At 56.9% G+C, this 23784-nt stretch carries 23 protein-coding genes; 8 read left to right on the top strand and 15 right to left on the bottom strand.

Annotated features, from left to right (window positions below):
- Window positions 1-1206, bottom strand: a 1206-nt coding sequence (rimO, locus tag E5201_RS02280; RefSeq protein ID WP_140984607.1) for a 30S ribosomal protein S12 methylthiotransferase RimO, incomplete at its 3' end; no start/stop codon positions are given.
- A 143-nt stretch (window positions 1207-1349) separates the two neighbouring features.
- On the opposite strand from rimO, the gene E5201_RS02275 reads away from it, so the two are divergent.
- Window positions 1350-2288 (top strand): hydrogen peroxide-inducible genes activator, encoded by a 939-nt coding sequence (locus E5201_RS02275; protein WP_140984373.1) that lies wholly within the window; start codon window positions 1350-1352, stop codon window positions 2286-2288.
- A gap of 123 nt (window positions 2289-2411) precedes the next feature.
- On the opposite strand, the gene E5201_RS02270 is transcribed toward E5201_RS02275, so the two are convergent.
- The 3 genes from E5201_RS02270 to glmS all read right to left on the bottom strand — a co-directional run bounded on the left by E5201_RS02270 (window position 2412) and on the right by glmS (window position 5656).
- Window positions 2412-3050: an RpiB/LacA/LacB family sugar-phosphate isomerase gene (locus E5201_RS02270; RefSeq protein ID WP_140984372.1), complete on the bottom strand. Its 639-nt coding sequence runs from the start codon at window positions 3048-3050 to the stop codon at window positions 2412-2414.
- Window positions 3051-3215: 165 nt separating this feature from the next.
- Window positions 3216-3803, bottom strand: a complete 588-nt coding sequence (locus tag E5201_RS02265; protein ID WP_140984371.1) for a hypothetical protein — start codon at window positions 3801-3803, stop codon at window positions 3216-3218.
- A gap of 26 nt (window positions 3804-3829) precedes the next feature.
- Window positions 3830-5656 (bottom strand): glutamine--fructose-6-phosphate transaminase (isomerizing), encoded by a 1827-nt coding sequence (gene glmS / locus E5201_RS02260; RefSeq protein WP_140984370.1) that lies wholly within the window; start codon window positions 5654-5656, stop codon window positions 3830-3832.
- A 224-nt stretch (window positions 5657-5880) separates the two neighbouring features.
- On the opposite strand from glmS, the gene fsa reads away from it, so the two are divergent.
- From fsa to E5201_RS02245, 3 genes are all read left to right on the top strand, one after another.
- The gene (fsa, locus tag E5201_RS02255) at window positions 5881-6534 is read left to right on the top strand and encodes a fructose-6-phosphate aldolase (RefSeq protein WP_140984369.1); all 654 of its coding nucleotides are present in this window, start codon (window positions 5881-5883) and stop codon (window positions 6532-6534) included.
- Window positions 6535-6547: 13 nt separating this feature from the next.
- On the top strand, window positions 6548-7546 hold the full coding sequence (locus E5201_RS02250; RefSeq protein ID WP_140984368.1) for an NAD-dependent epimerase/dehydratase family protein: 999 nt from the start codon (window positions 6548-6550) through the stop codon (window positions 7544-7546).
- Between the two features lie 297 nt (window positions 7547-7843).
- On the top strand, window positions 7844-8275 hold the full coding sequence (locus tag E5201_RS02245) for a CBS domain-containing protein (protein ID WP_140984367.1): 432 nt from the start codon (window positions 7844-7846) through the stop codon (window positions 8273-8275).
- 44 nt (window positions 8276-8319) lie between these two features.
- Here the strand turns inward: E5201_RS02245 and E5201_RS02240 are convergent, their stop codons facing one another.
- The 6 genes from E5201_RS02240 to E5201_RS02215 form a co-directional block, all read right to left on the bottom strand.
- Window positions 8320-8868 (bottom strand): hypothetical protein, encoded by a 549-nt coding sequence (locus E5201_RS02240; protein ID WP_140984366.1) that lies wholly within the window; start codon window positions 8866-8868, stop codon window positions 8320-8322.
- Between the two features lie 101 nt (window positions 8869-8969).
- Window positions 8970-9254: an ATP synthase F1 subunit epsilon gene (locus E5201_RS02235; protein WP_140984365.1), complete on the bottom strand. Its 285-nt coding sequence runs from the start codon at window positions 9252-9254 to the stop codon at window positions 8970-8972.
- 105 nt (window positions 9255-9359) lie between these two features.
- On the bottom strand, window positions 9360-10805 hold the full coding sequence (atpD, locus tag E5201_RS02230; protein ID WP_140984364.1) for a F0F1 ATP synthase subunit beta: 1446 nt from the start codon (window positions 10803-10805) through the stop codon (window positions 9360-9362).
- Between the two features lie 10 nt (window positions 10806-10815).
- The gene (locus tag E5201_RS02225) at window positions 10816-11685 is read right to left on the bottom strand and encodes a F0F1 ATP synthase subunit gamma (RefSeq protein WP_140984363.1); all 870 of its coding nucleotides are present in this window, start codon (window positions 11683-11685) and stop codon (window positions 10816-10818) included.
- A gap of 18 nt (window positions 11686-11703) precedes the next feature.
- Window positions 11704-13236: a F0F1 ATP synthase subunit alpha gene (atpA, locus tag E5201_RS02220; RefSeq protein WP_140984362.1), complete on the bottom strand. Its 1533-nt coding sequence runs from the start codon at window positions 13234-13236 to the stop codon at window positions 11704-11706.
- Window positions 13237-13241: 5 nt separating this feature from the next.
- On the bottom strand, window positions 13242-13796 hold the full coding sequence (locus tag E5201_RS02215) for a F0F1 ATP synthase subunit delta (protein WP_140984361.1): 555 nt from the start codon (window positions 13794-13796) through the stop codon (window positions 13242-13244).
- A 235-nt stretch (window positions 13797-14031) separates the two neighbouring features.
- On the opposite strand from E5201_RS02215, the gene E5201_RS02210 reads away from it, so the two are divergent.
- Both E5201_RS02210 and E5201_RS02205 read left to right on the top strand, forming a co-directional pair.
- Complete coding sequence (locus E5201_RS02210; RefSeq protein WP_140984360.1) at window positions 14032-14784, top strand: TerC family protein; 753 nt, start codon at window positions 14032-14034, stop codon at window positions 14782-14784.
- A 194-nt stretch (window positions 14785-14978) separates the two neighbouring features.
- A complete protein-coding gene (locus E5201_RS02205) occupies window positions 14979-15740 on the top strand; it encodes a hypothetical protein (RefSeq protein WP_140984359.1) in 762 nt (253 codons plus the stop codon).
- A gap of 89 nt (window positions 15741-15829) precedes the next feature.
- On the opposite strand, the gene E5201_RS02200 is transcribed toward E5201_RS02205, so the two are convergent.
- A complete protein-coding gene (locus tag E5201_RS02200; protein ID WP_140984358.1) occupies window positions 15830-18034 on the bottom strand; it encodes a primosomal protein N' in 2205 nt (734 codons plus the stop codon).
- Between the two features lie 133 nt (window positions 18035-18167).
- On the opposite strand from E5201_RS02200, the gene E5201_RS02195 reads away from it, so the two are divergent.
- Both E5201_RS02195 and E5201_RS02190 read left to right on the top strand, forming a co-directional pair.
- Window positions 18168-18827, top strand: a complete 660-nt coding sequence (locus tag E5201_RS02195) for a DUF484 family protein (protein ID WP_246050357.1) — start codon at window positions 18168-18170, stop codon at window positions 18825-18827.
- 33 nt (window positions 18828-18860) lie between these two features.
- The gene (locus E5201_RS02190) at window positions 18861-19775 is read left to right on the top strand and encodes a tyrosine recombinase XerC (protein WP_140984356.1); all 915 of its coding nucleotides are present in this window, start codon (window positions 18861-18863) and stop codon (window positions 19773-19775) included.
- Here E5201_RS02190 and E5201_RS02185 read toward each other — a convergent pair.
- The 4 genes from E5201_RS02185 to E5201_RS02170 all read right to left on the bottom strand — a co-directional run bounded on the left by E5201_RS02185 (window position 19772) and on the right by E5201_RS02170 (window position 23739).
- A complete protein-coding gene (locus tag E5201_RS02185) occupies window positions 19772-20311 on the bottom strand; it encodes a hypothetical protein (RefSeq protein ID WP_140984355.1) in 540 nt (179 codons plus the stop codon). The two genes, E5201_RS02190 and E5201_RS02185, sit on opposite strands and share 4 nt — an antisense overlap.
- Window positions 20312-20432: 121 nt before the next feature.
- Complete coding sequence (gene lpdA / locus E5201_RS02180) at window positions 20433-21842, bottom strand: dihydrolipoyl dehydrogenase (RefSeq protein ID WP_140984354.1); 1410 nt, start codon at window positions 21840-21842, stop codon at window positions 20433-20435.
- Window positions 21843-21945: 103 nt separating this feature from the next.
- Window positions 21946-22488, bottom strand: coding sequence for a hypothetical protein (locus tag E5201_RS02175; protein WP_140984353.1), 543 nt, complete (start codon window positions 22486-22488; stop codon window positions 21946-21948).
- 63 nt (window positions 22489-22551) lie between these two features.
- Window positions 22552-23739, bottom strand: coding sequence for a patatin-like phospholipase family protein (locus E5201_RS02170; RefSeq protein ID WP_140984352.1), 1188 nt, complete (start codon window positions 23737-23739; stop codon window positions 22552-22554).
- Between the last annotated feature and the right edge of the window lie 45 nt (window positions 23740-23784).

Raw genomic sequence — 23784 nt, 5'->3', positions numbered from 1 at the left:
CACCTCATCGACCAGCACATCAACCACCTGACCGACCTTCTGCTCCAGCTTCTTTGCCGAAATACGCGACGCCACGGCCATGAACCGCGCCAGACGGTCCTGCTTGACCTCTTCGGACACATGCTCAGGTAACTGCGCCGCCGCCGCGCCCTCAACGTTCTCGTAGGCAAAGGCCCCGACCCGATCAAGCTGCGCAATCTCCAGCCAGTCCAGCAGATAGTTGAAATCGGTTTCCGTCTCCCCCGGAAAGCCCACAACAAAGGTCGATCTCAGGGTGATATCCGGCGCCATTTCGCGCCAGCTCATGATGCGCTCAAGTGTGCGCTCCTGATTACCGGGACGGCGCATGGCCTTAAGCACCTTAGGGCTTGCATGCTGGAAGGGAATATCGAGATAGGGCAGGATCTTGCCCTCGGCCATCAGCGGAATGACACTGTTCACATGGGGATAGGGATAGACATAATGCATCCGCACCCAGATGCCCAACTCGCCTAAGCCGCGCGCCAGATCTTCAAAACTGGCCTTATAGTAATTGTTACGCCACTGGCCCTCGGCATATTTGATATCCAACCCATAGGCCGAGGTGTCCTGCGACACCACCAGAAGTTCCTTTACGCCGTTTTTGGCCAGAACCTCAGCTTCGCGCAGCACCTCATCAATCGGACGCGACGCCAGATCACCCCGCAGGGAAGGAATGATACAGAACGAGCAGCGGTGATTGCAGCCTTCGGAAATCTTCAGATAAGAATAGTGCTTCGGCGTCAGACGCACACCCGGATCATTGGGGTCAGGCACCAGATCGCGAAATGGGTCGGGCTTTGCCGGCGTGATGCGGCGCACGGCCTCCATCACTTCCTCATACTGATGCGCACCGGTAATCGCCGCTACCTGCGGAAACCGCTCACGGATCAGGTCAGCCTCGCCCCCCAGACAGCCGGTCACTACGACCTTGCCGTTTTCCGCCAGCGCCTCACCAATAGCGTTCAGGCTTTCTTCACGTGCGGAATCGAGAAACCCGCAGGTATTGACCACCACGACATCAGCCCCATCATAACTGGCCGATGTGTTATAGCCCTCGCCCTTAAGCCGCGTCAGAATACGCTCGGAATCGACCAGCGCCTTCGGACAGCCCAGCGACACGAAACCCACCTTGGGCGCGCCACGGTCTGACGGAGTGGAAACATCGATTTTCAGAGAATTACTCATGTAAGGGGCGCAAACACTGTGGGGGGAAGGTTGCGCCTCCTTACACAAAAACCGACCCCGCACAAAATGAATAATATAAGTGATGCTTTGTGGTTATTTGATAAATTACGCTTATATTAAGTAGGCGACACCGGAGACCCGCCATGCTGCCGACCTTGCGTCAGTTACAATATCTGAAATTACTCAACGAACACAAAAGCTTCGTTGCCGCTGCCGAGGCCGCCTTTGTCTCCCAGCCCGCCCTGTCCTCAGGCATTGCCGAACTGGAAAAGGGTCTGGGCGTGCGCCTGATCGACCGCGCCCGGGGTCAGGTCATCCTGACGGCCATCGGTGAGGAAACCCTGAAACGCGCCGAAGACATCCTCGCCCGTGCCGAAGACCTCGTCGAAGCCGCACAAGGGGCCACCCGCCCCTTAAGCGGCCGTTTCCGTCTGGGGGTCATCCCGACTATTGCCCCCTTCCTGCTGCCCGACGCCCTGCTGCGCCTCAGGGAAAGCTTCCCGCAACTGCGCCTGTTCCTGCGCGAAGACCAGACCGCCCGCCTGATCTCAAGCCTCAAAAGCGGCGCACTTGATGCCGCCGTCATCGCCCTGCCCTATGACCTGACGGGGCTTGATCATGCCTTTGTCTGCAAAGACGAGATCGTCGCCGCCACCCCTGCCGACCACCCGCTGGCCAGACAGTCCGAAATCACCCCCGAAGCCCTCAAGGCCGAGGAACTGATCCTGCTCGAAGACGGCCACTGCTTGCGCGACCATGCCCTGGCCGCCTGTCAGTGGAATGCCCCGGGCACCATTGAAAACAGCCACGCCAGCGGGGGCTTTGCCGCCACTTCGCTCAATACGCTGGTTCAGATGATCGGCTCAGGTCTTGGGGTGTCGCTTCTGCCGGCTATGGCGGCGCAATCCAGCCTCGTCCACGACAGCCGCGTCAGCATCCGCCCGCTGAAATCCCCCGATGCCTTCCGCGATATTGTGGTCATCTGGCGCACCGGTTCGTCCCGCGCTCCCGAAGCCCATCTGCTAGCCGAAACCCTCCGCCCCGCAGGGCCTCAGGCCCTGCACCCGATTGCCCCGAGGTAGGTGGTGTCTGCCTTCTCCCTCTCCCCTCTGCGGAGAGGGTCGGGGTGAGGGGCACGTTCCGCACAAAAAAACGCCCGCCAGTCTCTCAACCGGCGGGCGTTTCTTATCTCAAAAGGCTGAACCTTAGTTCACCAGACCCTTGATATAGGCCTTGATGTCTTCGTCCTGCGCATTGGCAAAGAAGTATTCCTGGAACTTCTCACCGGCAACAGCGGCCTTCAGCAGGTCCTGATCAACGGTCTTCAGAACCGTCAGGAAGTCCTTGCAGCTGGCGGCCTTAAGTTCACGCAGGATGCCACGGTTCTTGGCCATGATTTCTGCACGTTCCTTAGGATAGCCCAGACCGCGCTCGCCTTCGAACAGCTTGCGGAAGATGTCCTGCAGGTTCAGCTCAGCCGCCCAGCCAAAGCCCTTGGCGTAAGGCAGGGAAACCGCGTTACCGTCATTGATCTGACCGAACAGGAAGGCGTCGGTTGGGTCAACGATCAGGCCGCAGAAAACGCCCGGAACCGAGTTCGAAGCCAGCATGGCGCCCATGCCGGTGCCACAGCCGGTGACGACGAAATCAACCGCCTTCGAGTTCAGCAGGATACCGGCCAGCAGGCCGTTCATGACGTAGGTCAGCGACGCCTTGTCTTCCGCACCGTACATACCATAGTTGTAAACGGAGTGGCCCAGAGGCTCGGCAACGGTTTTCAGAGCATCAAAGATGATACCGTTCTTCGCGGCCTGACTGTTTTCGTTGATGAGCGCAATTTTCATAATCACTCTTTCTATATCTGGCATTGAGGGGTTTCAGATCGCAAGCCGATGCCACGATCCGACTGTCTGAGTGTTTCTCAGTTGCGGACAGCCATAGGCCATATAAGCCCTGAAAGGCAACCCATTAAGCCCCACCAACAAACTATTCCGTGAAAACTGCCCGCCCTATTTACTGAGCCCTTCATCAGGTAAGGGCGGCGGCGGAGATGGCTTCCAAATTGTTGCAACCGTATATTCTGGTGAAGGCACAAACCTGCTGATATGAATATCCTTCGGAAGCGAAGGCTCATAATCAGGCTTACCCCTGTCCAGCCTTAACACCTTAATCAAGGGGCGAAGGGCCGGTTTAATCTTATCTCTATCCTCAATGTGAACCGTACCGCAGACATTTTCTACGAACCAGCCTGACAACCTGAAATGCACGATACAGCTAGGCGTGTGCGTACCGCCTACGCCTTCCCAATAGCCTTTTCGGATAGTTGAGGTATCAATCCGCCAGATGGCATGGATCGCCTCAAGACGGCTGATCCTATAGGTCACGGGATAGCTCAAATCCGCGTTCTGGTAAACAACGGTGCCATCACCGAAAAGATCATATTGAAAAGCCGGACACCGGCTATAGCAGGGCGTCTGCATGAGTGTGACGTGCGCCTTGCTATAGGCCATTATCCTGACAGGAATCCAAACCGCCGCCGCTACGACCGCCACAAACAGCAGGGTTAAAATAACCGCCCGAAATTCCGCCTTAGACATGCCCCCCCTGCTCACGAAACCCTGCCCTATTCCACCGTCACTGACTTAGCCAGATTGCGCGGCTGATCGACGTCCGTGCCCTTATGCACTGCCGTATGATAGGCCAGAAGCTGCATCGGCACCGCATAGACCAGCGGCGCAATAAACGGATCACAGGCTGGCCCCTTGATGACCTTAAGCCCACCATTAAGGTTCGGCACCTTCTCCGTGGCATCGGTGATCATAATCACCGGCCCACCGCGCGCCGCGACTTCCTGCACATTGGAGGCGGTCTTTTCAAACAGCTCATCATCCGGTGCAATCACCACAACCGGCGTATTTTCATCAATCAGCGCGATCGGCCCGTGCTTCAGTTCCCCCGCCGCATAGCCCTCGGCATGGATATAGCTGATTTCCTTAAGCTTTAACGCACCCTCAAGCGCCAGCGGGAACATGGCCCCGCGCCCGAGATAGATCACATCGCGCGCCTTCGACAAGCCATAGGCCGTGCGGGCAATATCGGCATCCATAGCCACCGCATGTGAAATAAGACCGGGACTTTCCAGTAAAAGCTGCACCAGACGCGCCTGTTCAGACGCGTCAATACGTCCACGCTGTACACCCGCCGCCACCACAAGCGCCAGAAGCGCCGACAATTGCGCCGTAAACGCCTTGGTCGAAGCGACACCGATTTCCGGCCCCGCATGTGTCGGCCACAGAATGTCGGCTTCACGGGCCATGGTCGAGGTATGGACGTTCACAAGTGCCGCCGTCTGATGACCCTGCGCCTTGCACCAGCGCAGCGCCGCCAGCGTATCTGCCGTTTCCCCTGACTGCGATACCGCCAGAGCCAGCGTACCCTCCATGATCGCCGGTTCGCGGTAACGGAACTCAGATGCCACCTCAACATCGACCGGCAATCCCGCCAGCTTCTCAAAGGCGTACTTGGCGATATAGCCCGCATAATAGGCCGTGCCACAGGCGATAATCTGCAACCGGCTGACCCTGGCGAAATCAACACTTTCCAAAACCGTCGATTTAAGCCCGCCGTGCACCGGGTCAAGATAGGCCGACAGGGTGCGCTGCGTACTTTCGGGCTGCTCGTGTACTTCCTTTTCCATGAAGTGCCGGAACGCGCCCTTTTCCACCAGCGCCGCCGAAGCGGGCACCGTGGTCACCGGACGGTTCGCCCGCCCGCCACTGGCGTCATAGATCTCCGCCCCTTCAGGCGACAAGACCACCCAGTCACCCTCCTCAAGATAGGTAATTTTCTGGGTAAACGGCCCGACCGCCAGCGCATCGGAGCCTAAGAACATCTCGCCATTGCCCCAGCCGACCACCAAAGGCGAACCCCGACGCGCCCCCAAAAGCGTATTGGCCTCCCCCTCAACGATAATCGCCAGCGCATAGGCCCCATGCAGACGATCCAGCACGGCCTTGAAAGCTTCCCTTAAACCCAGCCCGGTCTTTAGCGTCACATCCAGAAGATGCGCAATGACCTCGGTATCGGTATCCGAACTGAACACATGCCCCTTGGCTTCCAGTTCGGCTTTAATCTCGGCATAGTTCTCAATAATGCCATTGTGCACCAGCGTCACCGCCCCGTGACTGTGCGGGTGGGCATTGGCCACGGTCGGTGCGCCATGTGTCGCCCAGCGCACGTGTCCGATGCCGACCTGCCCGAAAACCGGTGCCGCCTCAATCTCGCCCTCAAGATTTCTGATCTTACCGGCGGCACGGCGACGCGCCACCCCTTCCGGCGTGACCACGGCAATACCGGCACTGTCATAGCCTCGATATTCCAGCCGTCTCAGGCTTTCAATCAGACGCGGTGCCGCTTCGGAGGTGCCGATAATACCAATAATGCCACACATGGACAAAAAATCCTGACTGAAAATACAAGAGCTGCTTCGTTCCGCCTTTAGCAAACAAAGGCTAACTACCTATAATCACGAATGTTAAACAATCTTTGCCCATAAGACATTTTGCCAAAACCCTGATGGAACATTCAGGACATATAACCGCGATACCCCGACTTAGGGCTTGTGAAACCTGAACCTGACTATATACCCCATTCTATCCAATCCGAGGTGCCTCCATGCTGATATTTGCCGATACCGCCGACACCAAGCTTCTGGCCGAGCTCAATGAGACGGGCCTGATTGACGGCGTCACCACCAATCCGACCCTGATTGCCAAATCAGGTCGCGTTATCGCCGAAGTCATCAAGGAAATCGCCGAAATGATTGACGGCCCGATTTCTGCCGAAGTCACCGCCACCGACTATAAGCAGATGATCGCCGAAGGTGAGAAACTGGCTGCTATCGCTTCGAACATTGTCATCAAGGTGCCGCTCACCGTTGATGGCCTGAAAGCCACCAAGGCGTTTTCCGAACAGGGCCTGATGACCAATGTCACCCTGTGCTTCTCAGTGCCTCAGGCGCTTTTGGCCGCCAAAGCGGGCGCAACCTTTGTGTCGCCTTTCGTCGGTCGCCTTGAGGATCAGGGTGCAGACGGCATTCAGCTGCTGCACGACATCCGCACCGTCTATGACCAGTATGATTTCGACACCGAAATTCTGGCCGCTTCGCTGCGCAACAGCGCCCATGTCGCTCAGGCCGCCATTGCCGGTGCCGATTGCGCCACCCTGCCCCCCGCCGTCTTCAACGAGTTGTTCAAGCATCCGCTGACCGACAAGGGGCTGGAAATCTTTATGGCTGACTGGGCAAAAACCGGTCAGTCGATTCTGTAAACCTTAGGTCTTAATGCGTTTTTTCATAACCGGCACGGCAGGCTTCATCGGCTTTCATCTGGCAAAACGTCTGCTGGATGACGGCCATGAAGTGCATGGCTTTGACGGCATGACACCCTATTATGATGTCATGCTCAAACTGTCGCGCCTTGAGATCCTCAATGGCTACAGCGGCTATGAGCACACCGAAGCCATGCTTGAGGACACTGAGGCCCTGACCGGCTCCGCTACGGCGTTCCGGCCGGATGTCATCATCCACCTCGCGGCTCAGGCCGGTGTGCGCTACAGCCTTGAAAACCCGCGCGCCTATATCGATTCCAATATTGTCGGCACCTTCAACCTCCTTGAGGTGGCGCGCGAGCTTAAACCCCAACACCTGCTGCTGGCCTCAAGCTCCTCCGTCTATGGCGCCAACGAAAAGGCCCCGTTCGAGGAAAACGACCGCACACACGAACCCCTGACCCTCTATGCCGCCTCGAAAAAGGCGCTGGAGGTCATGGCCCACACCTATGCCCACCTGTGGAAGATACCGACGACGGCGTTTCGTTTCTTCACCGTCTATGGCCCCTATGGCCGACCAGACATGGCCCTGTTCAAGTTCGTCGAGGCGGGTGAAAAGGGCGCAGCCATTGATGTCTATGGCGAAGGCCGTCAGGAACGCGACTTCACCTATATTGATGACCTGATCGAAGCCGTGGTGCGTCTGGTGCCTGTCGCCCCCTCCGAAGACAATCGCGTCGAAGACGATACCCTGTCGCCACAGGGGCCGTTCCGCATAGTCAATATCGGCGGCGGTCAGCCCATTGGCCTGCTGCCGTTCATAGACTGCATCGAGCAGGCCATAAACAAGCCATTAAAGCGCAATCTCCTGCCGATGCAAAAAGGCGATGTCCCGCGCACCTATGCCAGCCCGGTCTTGCTGCAACGCCTGACCGGCTTCCTGCCCCGCACACCGGTCGCACAGGGCGTCAAAGCCTTTATCAACTGGTACAAAAGCTTTTACCGCGCCTAACGGAGAGTGGCTTCCCCACTCCTCCCTGACTTTGAGGTTTTCTTCCCTACTCCTCCCTGCCTATGGCGGGGAGGGGGACCGCGCCGGTTTGCCGGCGGGGTGGTGGGGTATCTTCCTTTCCTATATCTCCCCCTGCAAGCAGAGAGAGGTCAGCGCGAAGTCCCGCCGGAGAGGGCATTACATCGCCAACCCCCTAACGACATTTTTATCCACAGCCCTCCGGCCTGTCGTCTTAACTTATGCCGTATTTGCTAGGCTCCCCCCTCAATCCGGAATCCCGAACTGAGGAGAGTGACTATGCGTATCTATGACGTCATGTGTACCGACTTTAAGATTGTCAGCCCCACAACCTCGCTGCGGGTCGCCGCCCGCCTGATGCGGGACTATGACTGCGGCTACCTGCCTGTCGGCGATAATGACCGTCTGGTCGGGGCGGTTACTGATCGCGACATAGTGGTACGCGGCCTAGGCGAAGGCTTGGGTCCTGAGGCCCACGTCGATGAAGTAATGACCGACCGCATCGTCTATTGCTTTGAAAACGATGATGTCGTTGAGGCCGCCCAGCACATGAAGGATCAGCAGATTCGCCGTCTGGCCGTGCTCAATGCCGAAAAACGCATTGTCGGTGTTGTGTCGCTGGGTGACATTGCCCGCGAATGTGAAGATGCGGAACTGACCGGCGATATCGAAAACGCGGTCGCCGAAGACACGCTGATGGCCGCCGAATAGGTTACAAAAAGAGGCGGCCAGCATACTGACCGCCTCTTGCCTGCCTAAGGCTGCGTCCTCAAAATACGCGCACTTAACGTGCTGAAGCGAAAGCGGCGTTGCGGGGCTGTGCCCGGTTCAGCACCTTGTAAAACAATATGAATTTTTGAATCTTCCGCCTCGGCCACAAGACCATAACGGATTGGCGTATAACTATCCGGTTTGTCACCCGCATCTATGAAGCGTGAGTCGCGTTTCTGAATGACGTTTAATGCCGATTTGAAGGTCGACTCGACTGGTGCCCCATAGGTGACCACCTCACAGTCCCCGTCAGCTGCTTCAGAAATAATGACCTGGCCCGCGGCGGATTTTACATCCCAGATCGGCCCGTCCGGATTAGTCGCGCTTACCAGAAAACGTCCAGCCTCATCGCCTTTTCTAATGAGCTTACTATAGGCAGGCGGAAGCGCGCTGACCTTAACCCCGAGCAGACTGGCCTCAAGGCAAACGCCAACCCCCTCTACAAAGCCATTAGCGACCTGTTGCGGTGTCGCCGCTGCGGCTCCCGTAGCCATAAGAACCATAAGACCGGCTATGCTGATCATCTGTTTCATTTGTCCCCCCTATTTCGATATTCACTTGGTTCTGCAAAATGCCCATAGAAAAAGCCTTCCGGCAATAACCGAAAGGCTTTTTCATTCGTCATTTTCGGACCTTAGTGAACCGTACCGACGTCTTCACCATATTCGCTGGCGTGTTCCGCCAGAATGGTGATGCCCTCGGCGTTCACATCGGCAAAGCCGCCACGTACCTGATACTGGATGGTTTTCGCGCCATCGATAATCGTTACCGTGCCTTCGGCCAGGGTCGTCATGAACGGCGCATGGTTTACCAGTACACCAAACTCACCTTCGGAGCCTGGCGCAATAACCTGATCGACATAGCCGGAATAGAGTTCCTTTTCCGGTGTGACCAGCGAAACGTGAAGTTTGTCAGCCATGTACGGCTTCCCTGCTCCTGCGATTTGTCGAGACAAATCTAAAACAAATAAACCACACAAAAAGTACCCCGAGGCCAGAGCCCCGGGACTTTTGTGTGAAAGGTCTTAGGCTTCTGCCGCCAGCTTTTCAGCCTTGGCAATAGCTTCTTCAATCGGGCCAACCATGTAGAAGGCGGCTTCCGGCAGGTGGTCATAGTCACCGTTGACGATGCCCTTGAAGCCCTTGATGGTGTCTTCAAGCTTCATCAGCACGCCAGGCGTACCGGTGAAGATTTCAGCCACGTGGAACGGCTGCGACAGGAAGCGCTGGATCTTACGGGCGCGGGCCACGACCAGCTTGTCTTCTTCCGACAGTTCGTCCATGCCCAGAATGGCGATGATATCGCGCAGGGCCTTGTACTGCTGAAGGATTTGCTGAACCTGGTTAGCGACCTGATAGTGCTCTTCACCCACAACGCGCGGGTCAAGAATACGTGAGGTGGAATCCAGCGGGTCAACGGCCGGATAGATGCCCTGTTCGGCGATCGAACGCGACAGAACGGTCGTCGCATCAAGGTGGGCGAACGAAGCGGCAGGTGCCGGGTCGGTCAAGTCATCGGCAGGCACGTAAACGGCCTGAACCGAGGTAATAGACCCCTTGTTCGTCGAGGTGATGCGCTCTTGCAGCTTACCCATTTCGGTAGCCAGCGTAGGCTGATAGCCCACGGCGGAAGGAATACGGCCCAGAAGCGCGGACACTTCGGAACCGGCCTGCGTAAAGCGGAAGATGTTGTCGACGAAGAACAGAACGTCTTTGCCTTCCTGATCGCGGAAGTATTCGGCCTGTGCCAGACCCGTCAGGGCCACACGTGCACGGGCGCCCGGAGGCTCGTTCATCTGGCCATAAACCAGCGTACAACGCGAAGCACCGCCACCGCCGTGCTCGTTCACCTTGGACTCGATCATTTCGTGGTACAGGTCGTTCCCTTCGCGGGTACGCTCACCCACACCGGCGAACACCGAATAACCACCATAGGCCTTGGCGATGTTGTTGATCAGTTCCTGAATGGTAACCGTCTTGCCCACACCGGCGCCGCCGAACAGGCCGATCTTACCACCCTTGGCGTAAGGGCAGATCAGGTCGATAACCTTGATGCCCGTTACGAGGATCTCAGCCGAGGTGGCCTGATCTTCGAAGGCAGGGGCTTCAGCGTGGATCGGGTTGAAGAACTGGGTTTCAATCGGGCCAGCTTCGTCGATCGGCTCGCCGATGACGTTGATGATGCGGCCGAGAGTGGCGGGACCGACGGGCACGGTGATCGGTGCACCGAGGTCGGTGACTTCCTGACCACGAACCAGACCTTCGGTTCCGTCCATAGCGATGGTACGCACGGCACCTTCACCAAGGTGCTGGGCAACCTCAAGCACCAGACGCGCGCCCGAAGCGGCATTGGTGGTTTCCAGAGCGTTCAGGATTGAAGGCAGGCTACCGTCGAATTCAACGTCGACAACGGCGCCGATGACCTGAGTGATGCGGCCCTTATTGGCCGTAATCTTTTGATGAGCGGACATGGTTTATCCTTTAGAGGGCTTCGGCACCGGCGATGATCTCGATCAGTTCGGTCGTGATCTGGGCCTGACGTTTACGGTTATATTTGAGGGTAAGGGCGTTGATCATCTCGCCTGCGTTGCGCGTGGCATTATCCATCGCGCTCATCTGAGCGGCATAGAAGCCGGCATTGTTTTCCAGAAGGCTCGACAGGATCTGCACCGTCAGATTGCGCGGCAGAAGCGTCTCAAGAATGTCTTCTTCCGACGGCTCATAGGTATAGACCGCACCACCGGAGGCATCTGCAACGGTTTCATCCACCTGCGCCGGAATAAGCGGCTTGGCGGTAGGCACCTGAGAAATCACCGACTTGAACTGGCTGAAGAACAAGGTCACGACATCGGCACGACCGTCTTCATATTCCTTCAGGATCGCATCTGCAATCGGCTGGGCGTAATCAAGGTTCAGAACCTTGGCCAGTTCGAAAGACTGTACGATCTTGTCAGCATACTGACGCTTGAGCTGATCATAGCCCTTACGCCCGATAGTAATGATGCGAACATTCTTACCTTCGGCCAGAAGCGCACTGATGTGCTCACGGGCCGCACGGGCGATCTGGGTGTTGAAGCCGCCGCACAGACCGCGATCAGCGGTTGACACAACGATCAGATGGTTGTGCGTAGAGCCTGTGCCAGCCAGCAGTTTTGGCGCGTCGTCACCACCAACCCCTTTAGCAAGGTTGGCAATGACAGAGGCCATACGGGCGGCATAGGGGCGCGCATTTTCAGCCGCATCCTGAGCTCGCTTGAGCTTGGCTGCCGCCACCATCTGCATGGCTTTGGTGATCTTCTGCGTGGCTTTCACGCTTCCGATCTGATTGCGCATGTCCTTAAGACTGGCCATTTTCTAATGCACCCGTCCTTATGCGAAGTTTTCAGCGAAACCGGCAACAACCGTCTTCAGTTGTTCTTCCAGTTCCTTCGACAGAGCCTTCTGGTCACGGATCGTGGCCAGCAGCGCCGCGTGCTTGCCGCGCAGAACGCTCAGCAGTTCGCGTTCAAAACGACCAACATCGCCAACCGCTACGTTATCGAGGTAACCACGGGTACCGGCATAGATAACGGCAACCTGCTCTTCAACCTTCAAAGGCGAATATTGCGGCTGCTTCAGAAGCTCGGTCAGACGCGCACCACGTGCCAGCAGGCGCTGGGTCGCGGCATCAAGGTCGGAACCGAACTTGGCGAAGGCGGCCATTTCCCGGTACTGCGCAAGGTCACCCTTGATCGCACCGGCAACCTGCTTCATCGCCTTGATCTGGGCGGCAGAACCCACGCGGGAAACCGACAGACCAACGTTAACCGCCGGACGGATACCCTGATAGAACAGGTCGGTTTCGAGGAAGATCTGACCGTCGGTGATCGAGATCACGTTGGTCGGAATATAGGCCGACACGTCGTTAGCCTGCGTTTCGATAACCGGCAGAGCCGTCAGCGAACCTGCGCCATTTTCTTCATTGAGCTTGGCGGCACGTTCCAGCAGACGTGAATGGAGGTAGAATACGTCACCCGGATAGGCTTCACGACCGGGAGGACGACGCAGCAGAAGCGACATCTGACGATAGGCCACAGCTTGCTTCGAAAGGTCATCATAGATGATCAGGGCATGCTTGCCGTTGTCACGGAACCACTCGCCCATGGCGCAACCGGCAAACGGTGCCAGATATTGCAGAGGCGCAGGCTCGGACGCGGTAGCCGAAACCACGATGGTGTATTCCAGAGCGCCGTTTTCTTCCAGAGCCTTAACGATCTGGGCAACGGTCGAACGCTTCTGACCGATAGCGACGTAGATGCAGTAAAGCTTCTGCGACTCGTCGTTGCCAGCATTAGCGGCCTTCTGGTTCAGGATGGCGTCGATGGCGACAGCGGTCTTACCGGTCTGACGGTCACCGATGATCAGCTCGCGCTGGCCACGCCCCACAGGGATCAGGGTGTCGATGGCCTTGATGCCGGTTTGCACAGGCTCATGAACCGACTTACGCGGGATGATACCCGGTGCCTTTACGTCAACGCGGCGACGCTCGTCAGAGACGATCGGGCCCTTGCCATCGATCGGCTCACCGAGCGGGTTAACCACGCGACCGAGCAGGCCACGGCCAACCGGCACGTCCACGATTTCGCCAAGACGCTTAACTTCGTCGCCTTCGGAGATTTCACGGTCTTCGCCGAAGATAACGATACCGACATTGTCTTTTTCGAGGTTCAGGGCCATGCCCTTAACGCCGGCCTTCGGGAACAGCACCATTTCACCAGCCTGAACCTTGTCCAGACCGTGTACACGGGCAATACCGTCACCAACGCTGAGCACCGAGCCTACGTCGGAAACATCGGCTTCTTCACCGAAACCAGCAATTTGAGCTTTCAGAATGGCCGAGATTTCGGCAGCGCGAATATCCATGAGTGTTACGCTCTCTTAAGGGCGAATTTGAGGGAATCGAGTTGAGTCTTCAGGGACGCGTCAAAAAGACGTGACCCTACGCGAACCTTAAGTCCGCCAAGTATTGCCGGATCAACAATAGCGTTGATCACGGGATCGCGGCCAAGTGACTTGGCCAATTCAGATTTCAGGGCGGCCAGTTGCGCGTCATCAAGCGCGACCGCAGAGGTGACCTCAGCCGCCACAACACCTTTTTTGGTGTCATAAAGACGGAAGAAGGCGGTCAACAGACCAAACAGCTGATCCAGACGGCCGTTCTGCGCCGCAAGACCCAGGGCCTTCTGCGTCAGCGCATTGAACTTCGCCTTCTTGGTAACCGCCGTAAGACCGCTCAGCTTGTCATCAGAGCTAAATGCCTGAGACGTCAGAAGACGACGCAGATCAGCGCTTTCGACCAGCAAGGCCTTAAGTGAAGTCAGGTCCTTATGAACCGCCTCCAGCTTACCATCGGCTTCCGCCAGTTCGAACACGGCCTTTGCGTAACGTGCACCGACCTCGGTTTCTCTAAAAATATCGCTCACGAATGAATCCAGCACAATTGGAAGTGGGACAGACACAGGCTGCCGGGCGCAAGGTTACGCCGCTTCGCTTCAGATCGCGGGCCTCTTAGCATGTGGTTTTGCGCATCGCAACCAACCAAGACAGAAGTTTTTCATTTATGTGTCTGCGTTCCTGATTGTCTTTTGATTCATTCGTGGCATTTTTATCCTCCCGGGCGCATCCCCCTGATGCTTATATTATTGAAAGACCCCCTCAATGGACCAATTACTGGCCCTCTTTTCTGATCCCGCCGTTTGGGCGGCACTCATAACACTTATTGTCATGGAGGTCGTCCTTGGTATCGACAACCTCATCTTCATTTCCATCCTGACCAATAAGCTGCCGGAACATCAGCGTGCCCGTGCCCGCTTCATCGGCCTGAGCGGCGCACTTCTGATGCGTGTGGCGCTCCTGTTCACCCTTGTGTGGATCGTGGCCCTGAAAGACCCCGTAATTTCCGTCCTCGGCAAGGGCTTCTCATGGCGCGACATCATCCTGATCGTCGGCGGTCTGTTCCTTGTTTATAAAGCCACCTCCGAAATCAGCCACGCCACCAACCATGCCCCTGACGTGCATGACGATAAGGTGACCCCGGCCCGCCCCATCAGTCCGGCCATGGGCTTCGGCCTCGCCATCGGTCAGATTCTGCTGCTCGATCTGGTGTTTTCCGTCGATTCGATCCTGACCGCGGTCGGCATGACCGAACACCTGCCGGTCATGATTATCGCCGTCATGGTCGCTGTGATGACCATGATGCTCGCCGCGGGCCCCATCGCCAACTTCATCAACAAGCACCCCTCCATTATCATGCTGGCCCTCGCCTTCCTTATGATGATCGGTATGGTGCTGATTGCCGAAGGCTTTGGTGCCCACATTGATAAGGGCTACATCTACGCGGCCATGGCCTTCTCGGCCTTCGTCGAGTTCCTTCAGATGTTCCGCCGCAAAAAATCCGGCGACGCCCACTAACCGCCTCTCCCCTCTCCCCTCAGGGGAGAGGGAGGGTGAGGGGCCTTACTTCCTATCTTCTCCTCCCTATCGCTTGCGATGGGGAGGTGGCGCGGCCCGCGCTTCGGGCCGTGACGGAGGGGTCATTCTGACCGCAGGTTTCAGCGACAAGATTTATCAACAAAGGCTTAAGCCTGCTCGCCTATAGTCACGCCATGAAACTGACCGCCTATGCGCCCGCCGCCTCTCTGAACGCTTCGCCTAACGCTTCACCGGCGGCTTCTGCCTTGCGCGAAAAGCACGCCCAGATCGCGCGTCAAAAGTTTGAGGCGCAAAAACAGGCCCTGACGACCCTTAAGCAACATACCGAATCCCGTAAGGATGAGGCGAAAGCACTGGCTAAAAAGCGCGTCGATCAGCTTAAAGAACGGCTCAAAATGCTTGAGCAGATGCCGAGCCTTGATCCGGCCAAAAAAGCCCGCCTGATTGCGCAACTGACCAAAGAACTGAAATCCGCCGTCAAGGCCTATGGCGCGGCCGGCGGCACGTCTTCAGAGGCTGGCATGGGTGCCGGAACTCCCCCCTCTACTGCCCCATCTTCTGGTCAGGCCTTATCTGAAACCGCAGAAACACCGCCGCCCACCGAAGACAGCCCGTCTGACAGCGGCGAAAGCGAACCCCGCGATCCGGCGCGCACCACAGCCTATGACAGCGCCGCCTCGCGACAGACCGATGAACGCAAATCACTCGAAGCCGAAGAAGATGCAGCCTTCGCCCGTGATGTCCGCGAAATGATGCGCAAGATCAAGGCCCAACTCGATAAGGCTAAGGCCGAATCCAACCGCGACAACGCCTCAGAAGACATAAAAGACGCCGAATCTGCCCTGCGCGCGCTGGATGAGGAACTTGGGGCCATAGAATCTTCTGCCGCCGCCACCGGTTTAACCTCTGGCCTGATGCTGTCCCTGTCCATTTAACCCTTCCCCCCCCTCGGTGGAAAGCGCCGCCTCTCTTCTCCCTCTCCCTTTGGGGAGAGGGTCGGGGTGAGGGGACTTACAGCGCCCCCCTACATAAAACTGTAGGGATCAATATCGACAATCAACCTCACCGCATTGGGCTTCTTTATCGCCCCGACCCAGGCACTGACAAAACCCTGTAAATCACGGTTGCGATCCGCCCGCACCAGAAAGCGCTTGCGCCACTGCCCGCGAACCAGAGCAATCGGCGCATCCGCTGGCCCGAAGACCTCGATACCCTCCGTATTGGGCACCAAAAGCGCCAGTTCCCGACTGAACCGGTCAAGTCCGGCCCGATCCTTTCCCGACAGGATAATCGCCGCCAGACGCCCGAACGGCGGAAAGCGCGCCATATCGCGCCCCATCTGCTCATAGGCGACAAAGGCATCGCGATCCTGCGCCTTCAGCGCCTGCATGACCGGATGCTCCGGCGTATAGGTCTGTAACAAGGCTCGTCCGGCCTTGGTTGCGCGTCCAGCCCGTCCGGTCGCCTGCGCCAACAGCTGGAAACTGCGCTCGGCAGCCCGCAGATCACCCCCCTTAAGCCCAAGATCGGCATCAACAATCCCCACCAGCGTCAGATTGGGGAAGTTATGCCCCTTGGCCGCCGCCTGAGTGGCAATCAGAATATCGGTCTGGTTATCCTCAACCCGCTTGATCAGCGCCGCCGAGCTTTCGGCATCCGGCGTCGTATCCGATGAGAAAATTTCCGCCCGTGCCTCTGGGAAGCGTTCCTGCACCTCCTCCAGAATACGTTCAACGCCAGGCCCCACCGCCGTTAAACTATCGAGCGCCCCGCAATGCGGGCAGCGCTCCGGCTTCTTCATCGAAAACCCCGTCAGATGGCAGACCAGCCGGTTGGTCGCCCGATGTTCTACCAGCCAGCTATCGGTATTCGGCGCAGTCATACGCTCACCACAGACACGGCACAGCACCAGCGGCGCATAGCCCCGCCGATTGAGAAACAACAGCACCTGCTCCTTACGCACCAAGGTTTCCTGAATTTCTCGCACCAACCGATCCGACAGCCAGAACCCCTTTTCCGGCGGCTGGCTTTTAAGGTCGATCAGATCAATATCCGGCAACTGCGCTGTGCCATGCCGGTTCTCAAGTCTGACCCAGCCATACCGGCCTTTCTGGGCATTGGTCAGGGTTTCCATCGATGGCGTAGCCGAGGCCAGCACCACCAGAAACCCGTCCTTGTGCGCCCGCATCACCGCCAGATCACGCGCCTGATAACGCACGCCGTCCTCCTGCTTGTATGAGGCGTCATGCTCCTCATCGATAATGATCAGCCTGAGTTTGGCGAACGGCAGGAACAGGGCCGAACGCGCCCCGACCACCAACCGGACACGACCGGTCGCCACGCCTTCCCAGACCCTGCGCCTTTGTCCCTGCGACAGGGCCGAATGCCACTGCACCGGCTCTGCGCCGAAGCGCGCCGTCAACCGGCTCATCACCGCCGTCGTCAAGGCAATTTCCGGCAGGAGGATAAGTATTTGCGTATCCCCGTCAGCCTCCAGCGCCCGCGCGACACTCTCCAGATAGACCTCGGTCTTGCCCGAACCGGTGACGCCATCCAGCAAAACCGTTGAGTAGACCTGTCTGTCCCATTCGGCCTTAAGCAACTGATCAGCGGCATATTGATTGTCATTCAGCACGGGTGGCTTGAAAGCCGGATCAGGGGTGGGAAAGCTATCCCCTGTGCGTACTTGTTTCTGCAAAAATCCGTTCTTTTCGAGCGTTTTTACAACGGAATCCGACACGCCTCCCATCCGCGCAAGTTCAGCCGCACTCTGGGGGATAAGCGCCGCCTCCAAAACGCCTAACTGCCTGGGCTTAAGCTTATCCGCGACCTTGTCCGTGCGCGCATATACATATTGTGTCGCCGCCTTCGGTGCCTTCAAGCCACTCAGGCATCCGGTCAGGAAAACCCCCGGTGGCGTAAGGGTCCATGCCGCTGCCTTAAGCCAGAACTCAAGACTTTTGGCGGGTACAGGCGGATCATCGATGCGCTCCAGCACCGCCTTCAGCTTGAAGGCCGACGCCTCTTCCGGGGCCTCACACACCTCAGCCACCACCCCACGGATGCGGGCATTACCCAAGGGCACCCGCACATGATCCCCTACCCCCAACGTCAGGCCATCGGGGATTAGATAATCCAGCAACCGATCCATAGGGGTCATCACGGCGACTCTTGCCCGAACAAGTCGCTTTTCAACCGAATTTTCGGAAATTTGAACGGAATCGGGCATGATTTAGTCATTAACCTTGAATCAGGCTGCACAGCGATGAATTTTATGCCATCTATAGCCCCTTGGACAGGTTAAAGCCTTATTAAGCACAAGAATGGCCTCGGATTACCGCGATATACAAACAAAAGAGCAGATGCTGGCCCTGATGGATTATCAGACGCTGCGCGATCTGTTGCCCGAATTTTCGCAGGAAATTCAACAAGATCGCGACTTACTCGATAGCTTAAGCCTGCAAACGAAAACCCGCAACCTGATCGATTTCGGCCCGGCCGCCCTCGCCAGACTCGAAGCCAAGGCTATCCGCGATTTCGACATCCGTCGCCAGCTCGAACTGACGGCCCGCGCCAATTTCGACGCTCAGGCTCAGGCGCATGCCCTGACACTTACCCTCATGGAATCGCGCAACCATTCTGATCTGGCGCGTCGTCTGGCCAAGGAAACGCAGGAGCGTTTCGGTCTGGTTACGGCGACGATTGCGCTCGAAGATACCGCGCCGATTCCGCTCGGATGGATGACGCTCGATTACGGCGGCGTCGACTATATCATTGGTGAAACTGAACTTTCTGTACTTGGCCCTGACGGTGTGTGCCGCGCCCTGTTCGGCGAAGACGTCCGCCGCATCAAAAGCGCCGCCGTCATCCGCACCGCCATGTGGCGCGATGGCCGACCCGGTGCCGTTGCCTTCGGCTCGGCCGACTACGAAGGATTTACCCCCGATATGGGGGCCGAGCTGGTGGCCTATGTCACCCGTGTCGTCGAACGCATCGCCGAACGCTGGCCCATACTGTCTTAAGGGAAATTAACCCTTTTACGGTTATGGTTTGGCATGACCATCGACGATGCCCGCCTGAAATGGCTTAACTATCTGAAATCACAAAAGAGATGCTCTCCGAAGACGCTCGAAGCCTACGGTCATGCCTTTGGTTTCTATATCGGCTGGCTGCGCGGACAACTGGGTCAGGACATAGACCTTGATGACTTAACACACCTGACGGCAAACGATATACGCGGCTGGATGGCCTATATGCGGGCTAAGGAACCCCCTTTATCCCCGCGCTCACTGGCGCAGCACCTGTCGGCGGTGAAGTCGTTTCATACCTATCTCGATGTGCATATGGGGATGACAAGTCCGCAGGTGGCCCTGACCCGCGGGCCGCGCCTCAAAAGCACCCTGCCGCGCCCGCTGAATGAAGATCAGGCTATGGGTCTGATGCACGAAGCCCTTATGGACTCAGACATTGCGGAATGGGAAGCCGCAAGAGACAGAGCAGTCTACCTTCTGCTCTATGGTTGCGGCCTACGCATCTCCGAAGCCCTGTCCCTGACCTTTAAGGACACCCCGTTAGGGGATAGTCTGAGGATAATCGGCAAGGGCAACAAAACCCGTATCGTGCCGGTTCTGCCTGAGGTGCGCGAAGCTATCGAAGCTTATAAACGCCTCCAGCCCTTTTCTGTTGACCCCGAAAGCGCCCTGTTCCGCGCCAAACGCGGCGGCCCCTTAAGCCCCCGTCATGTACAGTCCAGCGTCCAGCACCTGCGTTCCCGTCTCGGTCTTAGCGACCGCGCCACGCCGCATGCCCTGCGCCATTCCTTTGCCACGCACCTGTTGGGCTCAGGGGCGGATTTGCGCTCCATTCAGGAACTTCTAGGCCACGCCTCCTTATCGACCACGCAAAAGTACACACAGGTCGACGCCGAACGCCTCCTGAGCGCCTATACAGCGGCCCATCCTAAGGGTTAGTCACGCTTTGGCATAAGTTTGTTTAATGCATCAAAGCTATCCTGCCCGCCGCAAGCCTTTATCTCTCTTTTTTTGGGATCACCATGAGTCAAACCACCTAGGCAAACCAAGGCTTTACGTCTTTCTTTGTGACCTTCTCTATTACCATTATAATTATGGCTTTCATGTCTCGAGGGCAAATTCAGCCCTCTGTAAAACTGGGGTTGTGTTTGTCCATTTACCCCCCTTACATTCCCAGCACCAGCACTCAAACCACCTTTACTCATAACGGTCATGGTTTCAGTATGCCGGATTAAAGCGAATCCATTGCTCACCTGTTCTTCGCCATCACGCCCCACAGCTAAAGCAATTCCATAAACAAACAAATCATCCAGATTTAAGGTTGAAGCTCGCTCCTGTAATATCTCAAGAGGCACATCCAGCGTCGGATGAATATAATCCCACAGCTCCACTTGGGACTTTGCCTCGGCGACAACAAAACCTGCGCCCATATTAAGCAGTAAAGTTATTACAAAACCAAACCTAAACACGACCATCCGCAGATTACACCCATATAAGCAAAAGGCTTCTGCGATTTAATTCGCAGAAGCGCTTATTACACATCTTCATTAGGAACACACTGAAACCCTCAGGCCGAGAGACTTCAATGTGAGGGACTTAAGCCTGCATCGTCCAGCCTTCGACGCCCATAGCGGCCTGACGGACCGCTTCGGAGCGGGTCGGGTGCGGATGACAGATACGCGCCAGATCTTCGGAAGCCCCACCAAAGGCGATGAGTACCGAAGCTTCGGAAATCATCTCACCCGCCTGTGGCCCCAGAATATGGACACCATAGACGCGGTCGGTCTTGGCATCAGCCAGGAACTTTACGAAGCCTTCGGTCTCATGGTTGATCTTGGCACGTGAGTTAGCAATGAACGGGAACTTGCCGACCTTATATTGAATGCCCGCTGCCTTAAGCTGGTCTTCAGTCTTACCGACCCAGGCCACTTCGGGAGCCGTATAGACCACGCTTGGCACCAGATCGTAATCGACGTGACCGGCCTTACCGGCAATCAGCTCAACTGCGGCGACGGCATCTTCCTCGGCCTTGTGTGCCAACATCGGCCCGTGGATCACGTCACCAATGGCCCAGACGCCCGGTGCGGCAGTTTTGAAGTGATTGGTCGGGATGAAGCCGCGCTGATCAGTGGTGATTCCGACGCTTTCAAGCCCAAGGCCCGCCGTGAACGGACGACGGCCAATGGCCACCAGAACCACATCGGCCTCAAGCGTTTCAGCATTGCCACCGGCCGCGGCCTCAAGCGACAGGCTCACGCCCTTGGCACTGGTTTTGGCAGCCGTTACCTTGGTGCCCAGTTTGAATTCAAAGCCCTGTTTAGAAAGGATTTTGTGGAAGGCGGTCGCCACTTCGGTATCCATGCCTGGCGTAATGCGATCAAGGAATTCCACCACCGTGACCTTGGCTCCGAGACGACGCCAGACTGACCCCAGCTCCAGACCGATAATACCGGCGCCAACCACCACCAGATGCTTAGGCACAGCGGGAAGTGACAGGGCACCGGTTGAATCAACAATCTGCTTCTGATCGACGATCACACCGGGCAGTGGCGTAGGTTCGGAACCGGTCGCGATGATGATGTTTTTGCTCGTCAGGGTCTGAACCGCGCCATCCTTGGCCGTCACAGACACCTTACCGGCACCTTCGATCTTGCCATAGCCGGTAAAGGCCGTGACCTTGTTCTTCTTCATCAGGAAGGCAATGCCCTTGGTCAGGCCATCAACGCTGTCCTGTTTGGCCTTGTGCAACTGAACAATATTCAGTTTCGGCGCAGGGACATCAATACCGATCGATTTGAATTCGTGACCCGCCAGTTCAAACAGCTCAGAGGCATGCAACAATGCCTTTGACGGCATGCAGCCAACATTGAGGCAGGTACCGCCCAGCACATCCCGCGTTTCGACAATAGCGGTTTTCAGCCCCAGCTGTCCGGCGCGAATGGCCGCATTGTAGCCGCCGGGGCCGCCGCCGATGATGACAACGTCGAAGCTTTGATCCTGAGACATGGTATGGCCTTTTTCACGGGGAAAATCTTATGTATCCAAAGCCGTAAAATTCTAACCGCGCAGGGTCAAGTCTGTTTGTGGAAATTTTGGATCACACCCCGTTTCAGGCAGCGAAACGTCGCTTTTTCAGAGGTCGGTTGCGGGCCATAAGTATGATAAACCCAAGTATCAACGCCACCAGAGTAAGGGTGTAACGCGGGTCCCAACCGGACAGGGTTTCAAGGATGCGGTCAAATATGCCTGATCCGGCCTCCCCCTTGGTCAGGAAGGTCAGCACCACATCGGCGACAAAGGCCGCGCCATAGGCAAAACCGGCCCGCAAATTACCCCCCGCCAGCAAGAATGCCGCCAGTAAATAGAAAAACACTACCCCGCCCCACAGCCAGACCACCGGTTTGTTACCCGTTTCAATGGCTTCAACGGCGGTTTCGCCCTGAATGGAAGCGGAAGGGACAGGGGTTTCGATATGGCTGAAATCAGAGGGAAATGGATTAATGCCGCCTATTGGCCCGCTTTCATCAGCCTGACGTGACATGGCGGGCGGTTCATAGCCGCCGGAAGGCAAGGCATTTTTAATAACCGGAAAGGCAATCCAGCCGGCATAGGCCAGAACAATGATCGCTATGAACCAACGCACATACTTCATCAGACGGCCCCCCGCTGCTATGGTTAACCCCTGTTTACAATATTAAGCCGCCCTTGCCCATAGCTATTGCGCAGGCTCTGTCTTTGCCCAGAGTTTATCCGACGCCCCCAGTTGAAATCCGTAATAGAAAACACGGCGCATTGAGTCCGCCTCAAAGGCCAGCATACCGCCTTCCGTAAATTCATCGGGTAAGGAGACGACACCGATGTCCATGCCGTTACGCTGAGCAAACCCTTCGACGGCAATCAGATTGCTGCGGGCCTGCGCCTTGGTCAGAGTCTCAAGTGACCGCGACATGATATTGATGGCATTATAGGGCGTGACCGAAGGTTGCGGACTTATCTTGCCGTTGATCAGCACATAGATATGGCCGCCCGAAAACAGATCACGTGGAACCTCCCAGTTGAGCAGAGATTCCGGCAGGACAAAGAACGGCAGGGTCACCCCGCCATCGACGTGCATTTCGGAAAAAGGCTCTATGCCCTGTGGCGTCTGACGGTCAACATCTATCATCACAGGCGCAAAAGCCCCCGGTACTGAGGCCGAGGCCACCAGAACCTTACGGATCAGATCACGACCCCTGATAATCTGCTCAGGGGATTTACTGTCCACCGCCGACTTGGCAATCGCACCGATGTCCCAGACTATACCTGACTGTGTATCGAGATTGGTTGTCGCCACCAGAAGGCTGCGACCTTTGGCCTGTTCACGGGCAATGTCGCGCACCATTTGCGTATCGACATAGGTATCGACCAGTCCCTGAAGATTATTGGTACTGAGCACACCCGGCGTGAAGATCGACAAAAGCCCGCGTGATTTACGCAGGTTATCCGCGACACCGCTGGTATAGGCTTCTTTCAGTTTTTCATCGTAATCAGGCCCCAGAAAAGCAAACGGCGCAATCAGGGCGCCGGTCGATACGCCGGTAACGACACGGAACTCAGGCCGGTCGCCGCGCTTTGTCCACCCGAGCAGGACACCCGCCCCGAATGCCCCGTCTGCCCCGCCGCCTGACAGGGCCAGTATATGCAAGGGCTCACGATTTTGCCTGAATTCCCTGCGCAGATCAGCCTCAAGCTCAGTCTTAAGCCCCACATCACCGGATCGCATACGGATATCATCAAAGCCATTGAGGCTGAGATCAGTAAATGACGGATAGTTCACGTCCGGTCGCTCAAGTGTGGTGCAGGCCGACAGCCCTATCACAAGGCCTGCCAGAATCGTCGCAAATTTCAGACCGGCTGGCCTCATGCGCATTACTTTCCAAAAATTAAGGCCGCTACGGTAACGCAGCGG

Source organism: Asticcacaulis tiandongensis, from assembly GCF_006475605.1.
Classification (GTDB): domain Bacteria; phylum Pseudomonadota; class Alphaproteobacteria; order Caulobacterales; family Caulobacteraceae; genus Asticcacaulis; species Asticcacaulis tiandongensis.
This window is presented reverse-complemented; position numbering and strand designations above follow the sequence as displayed.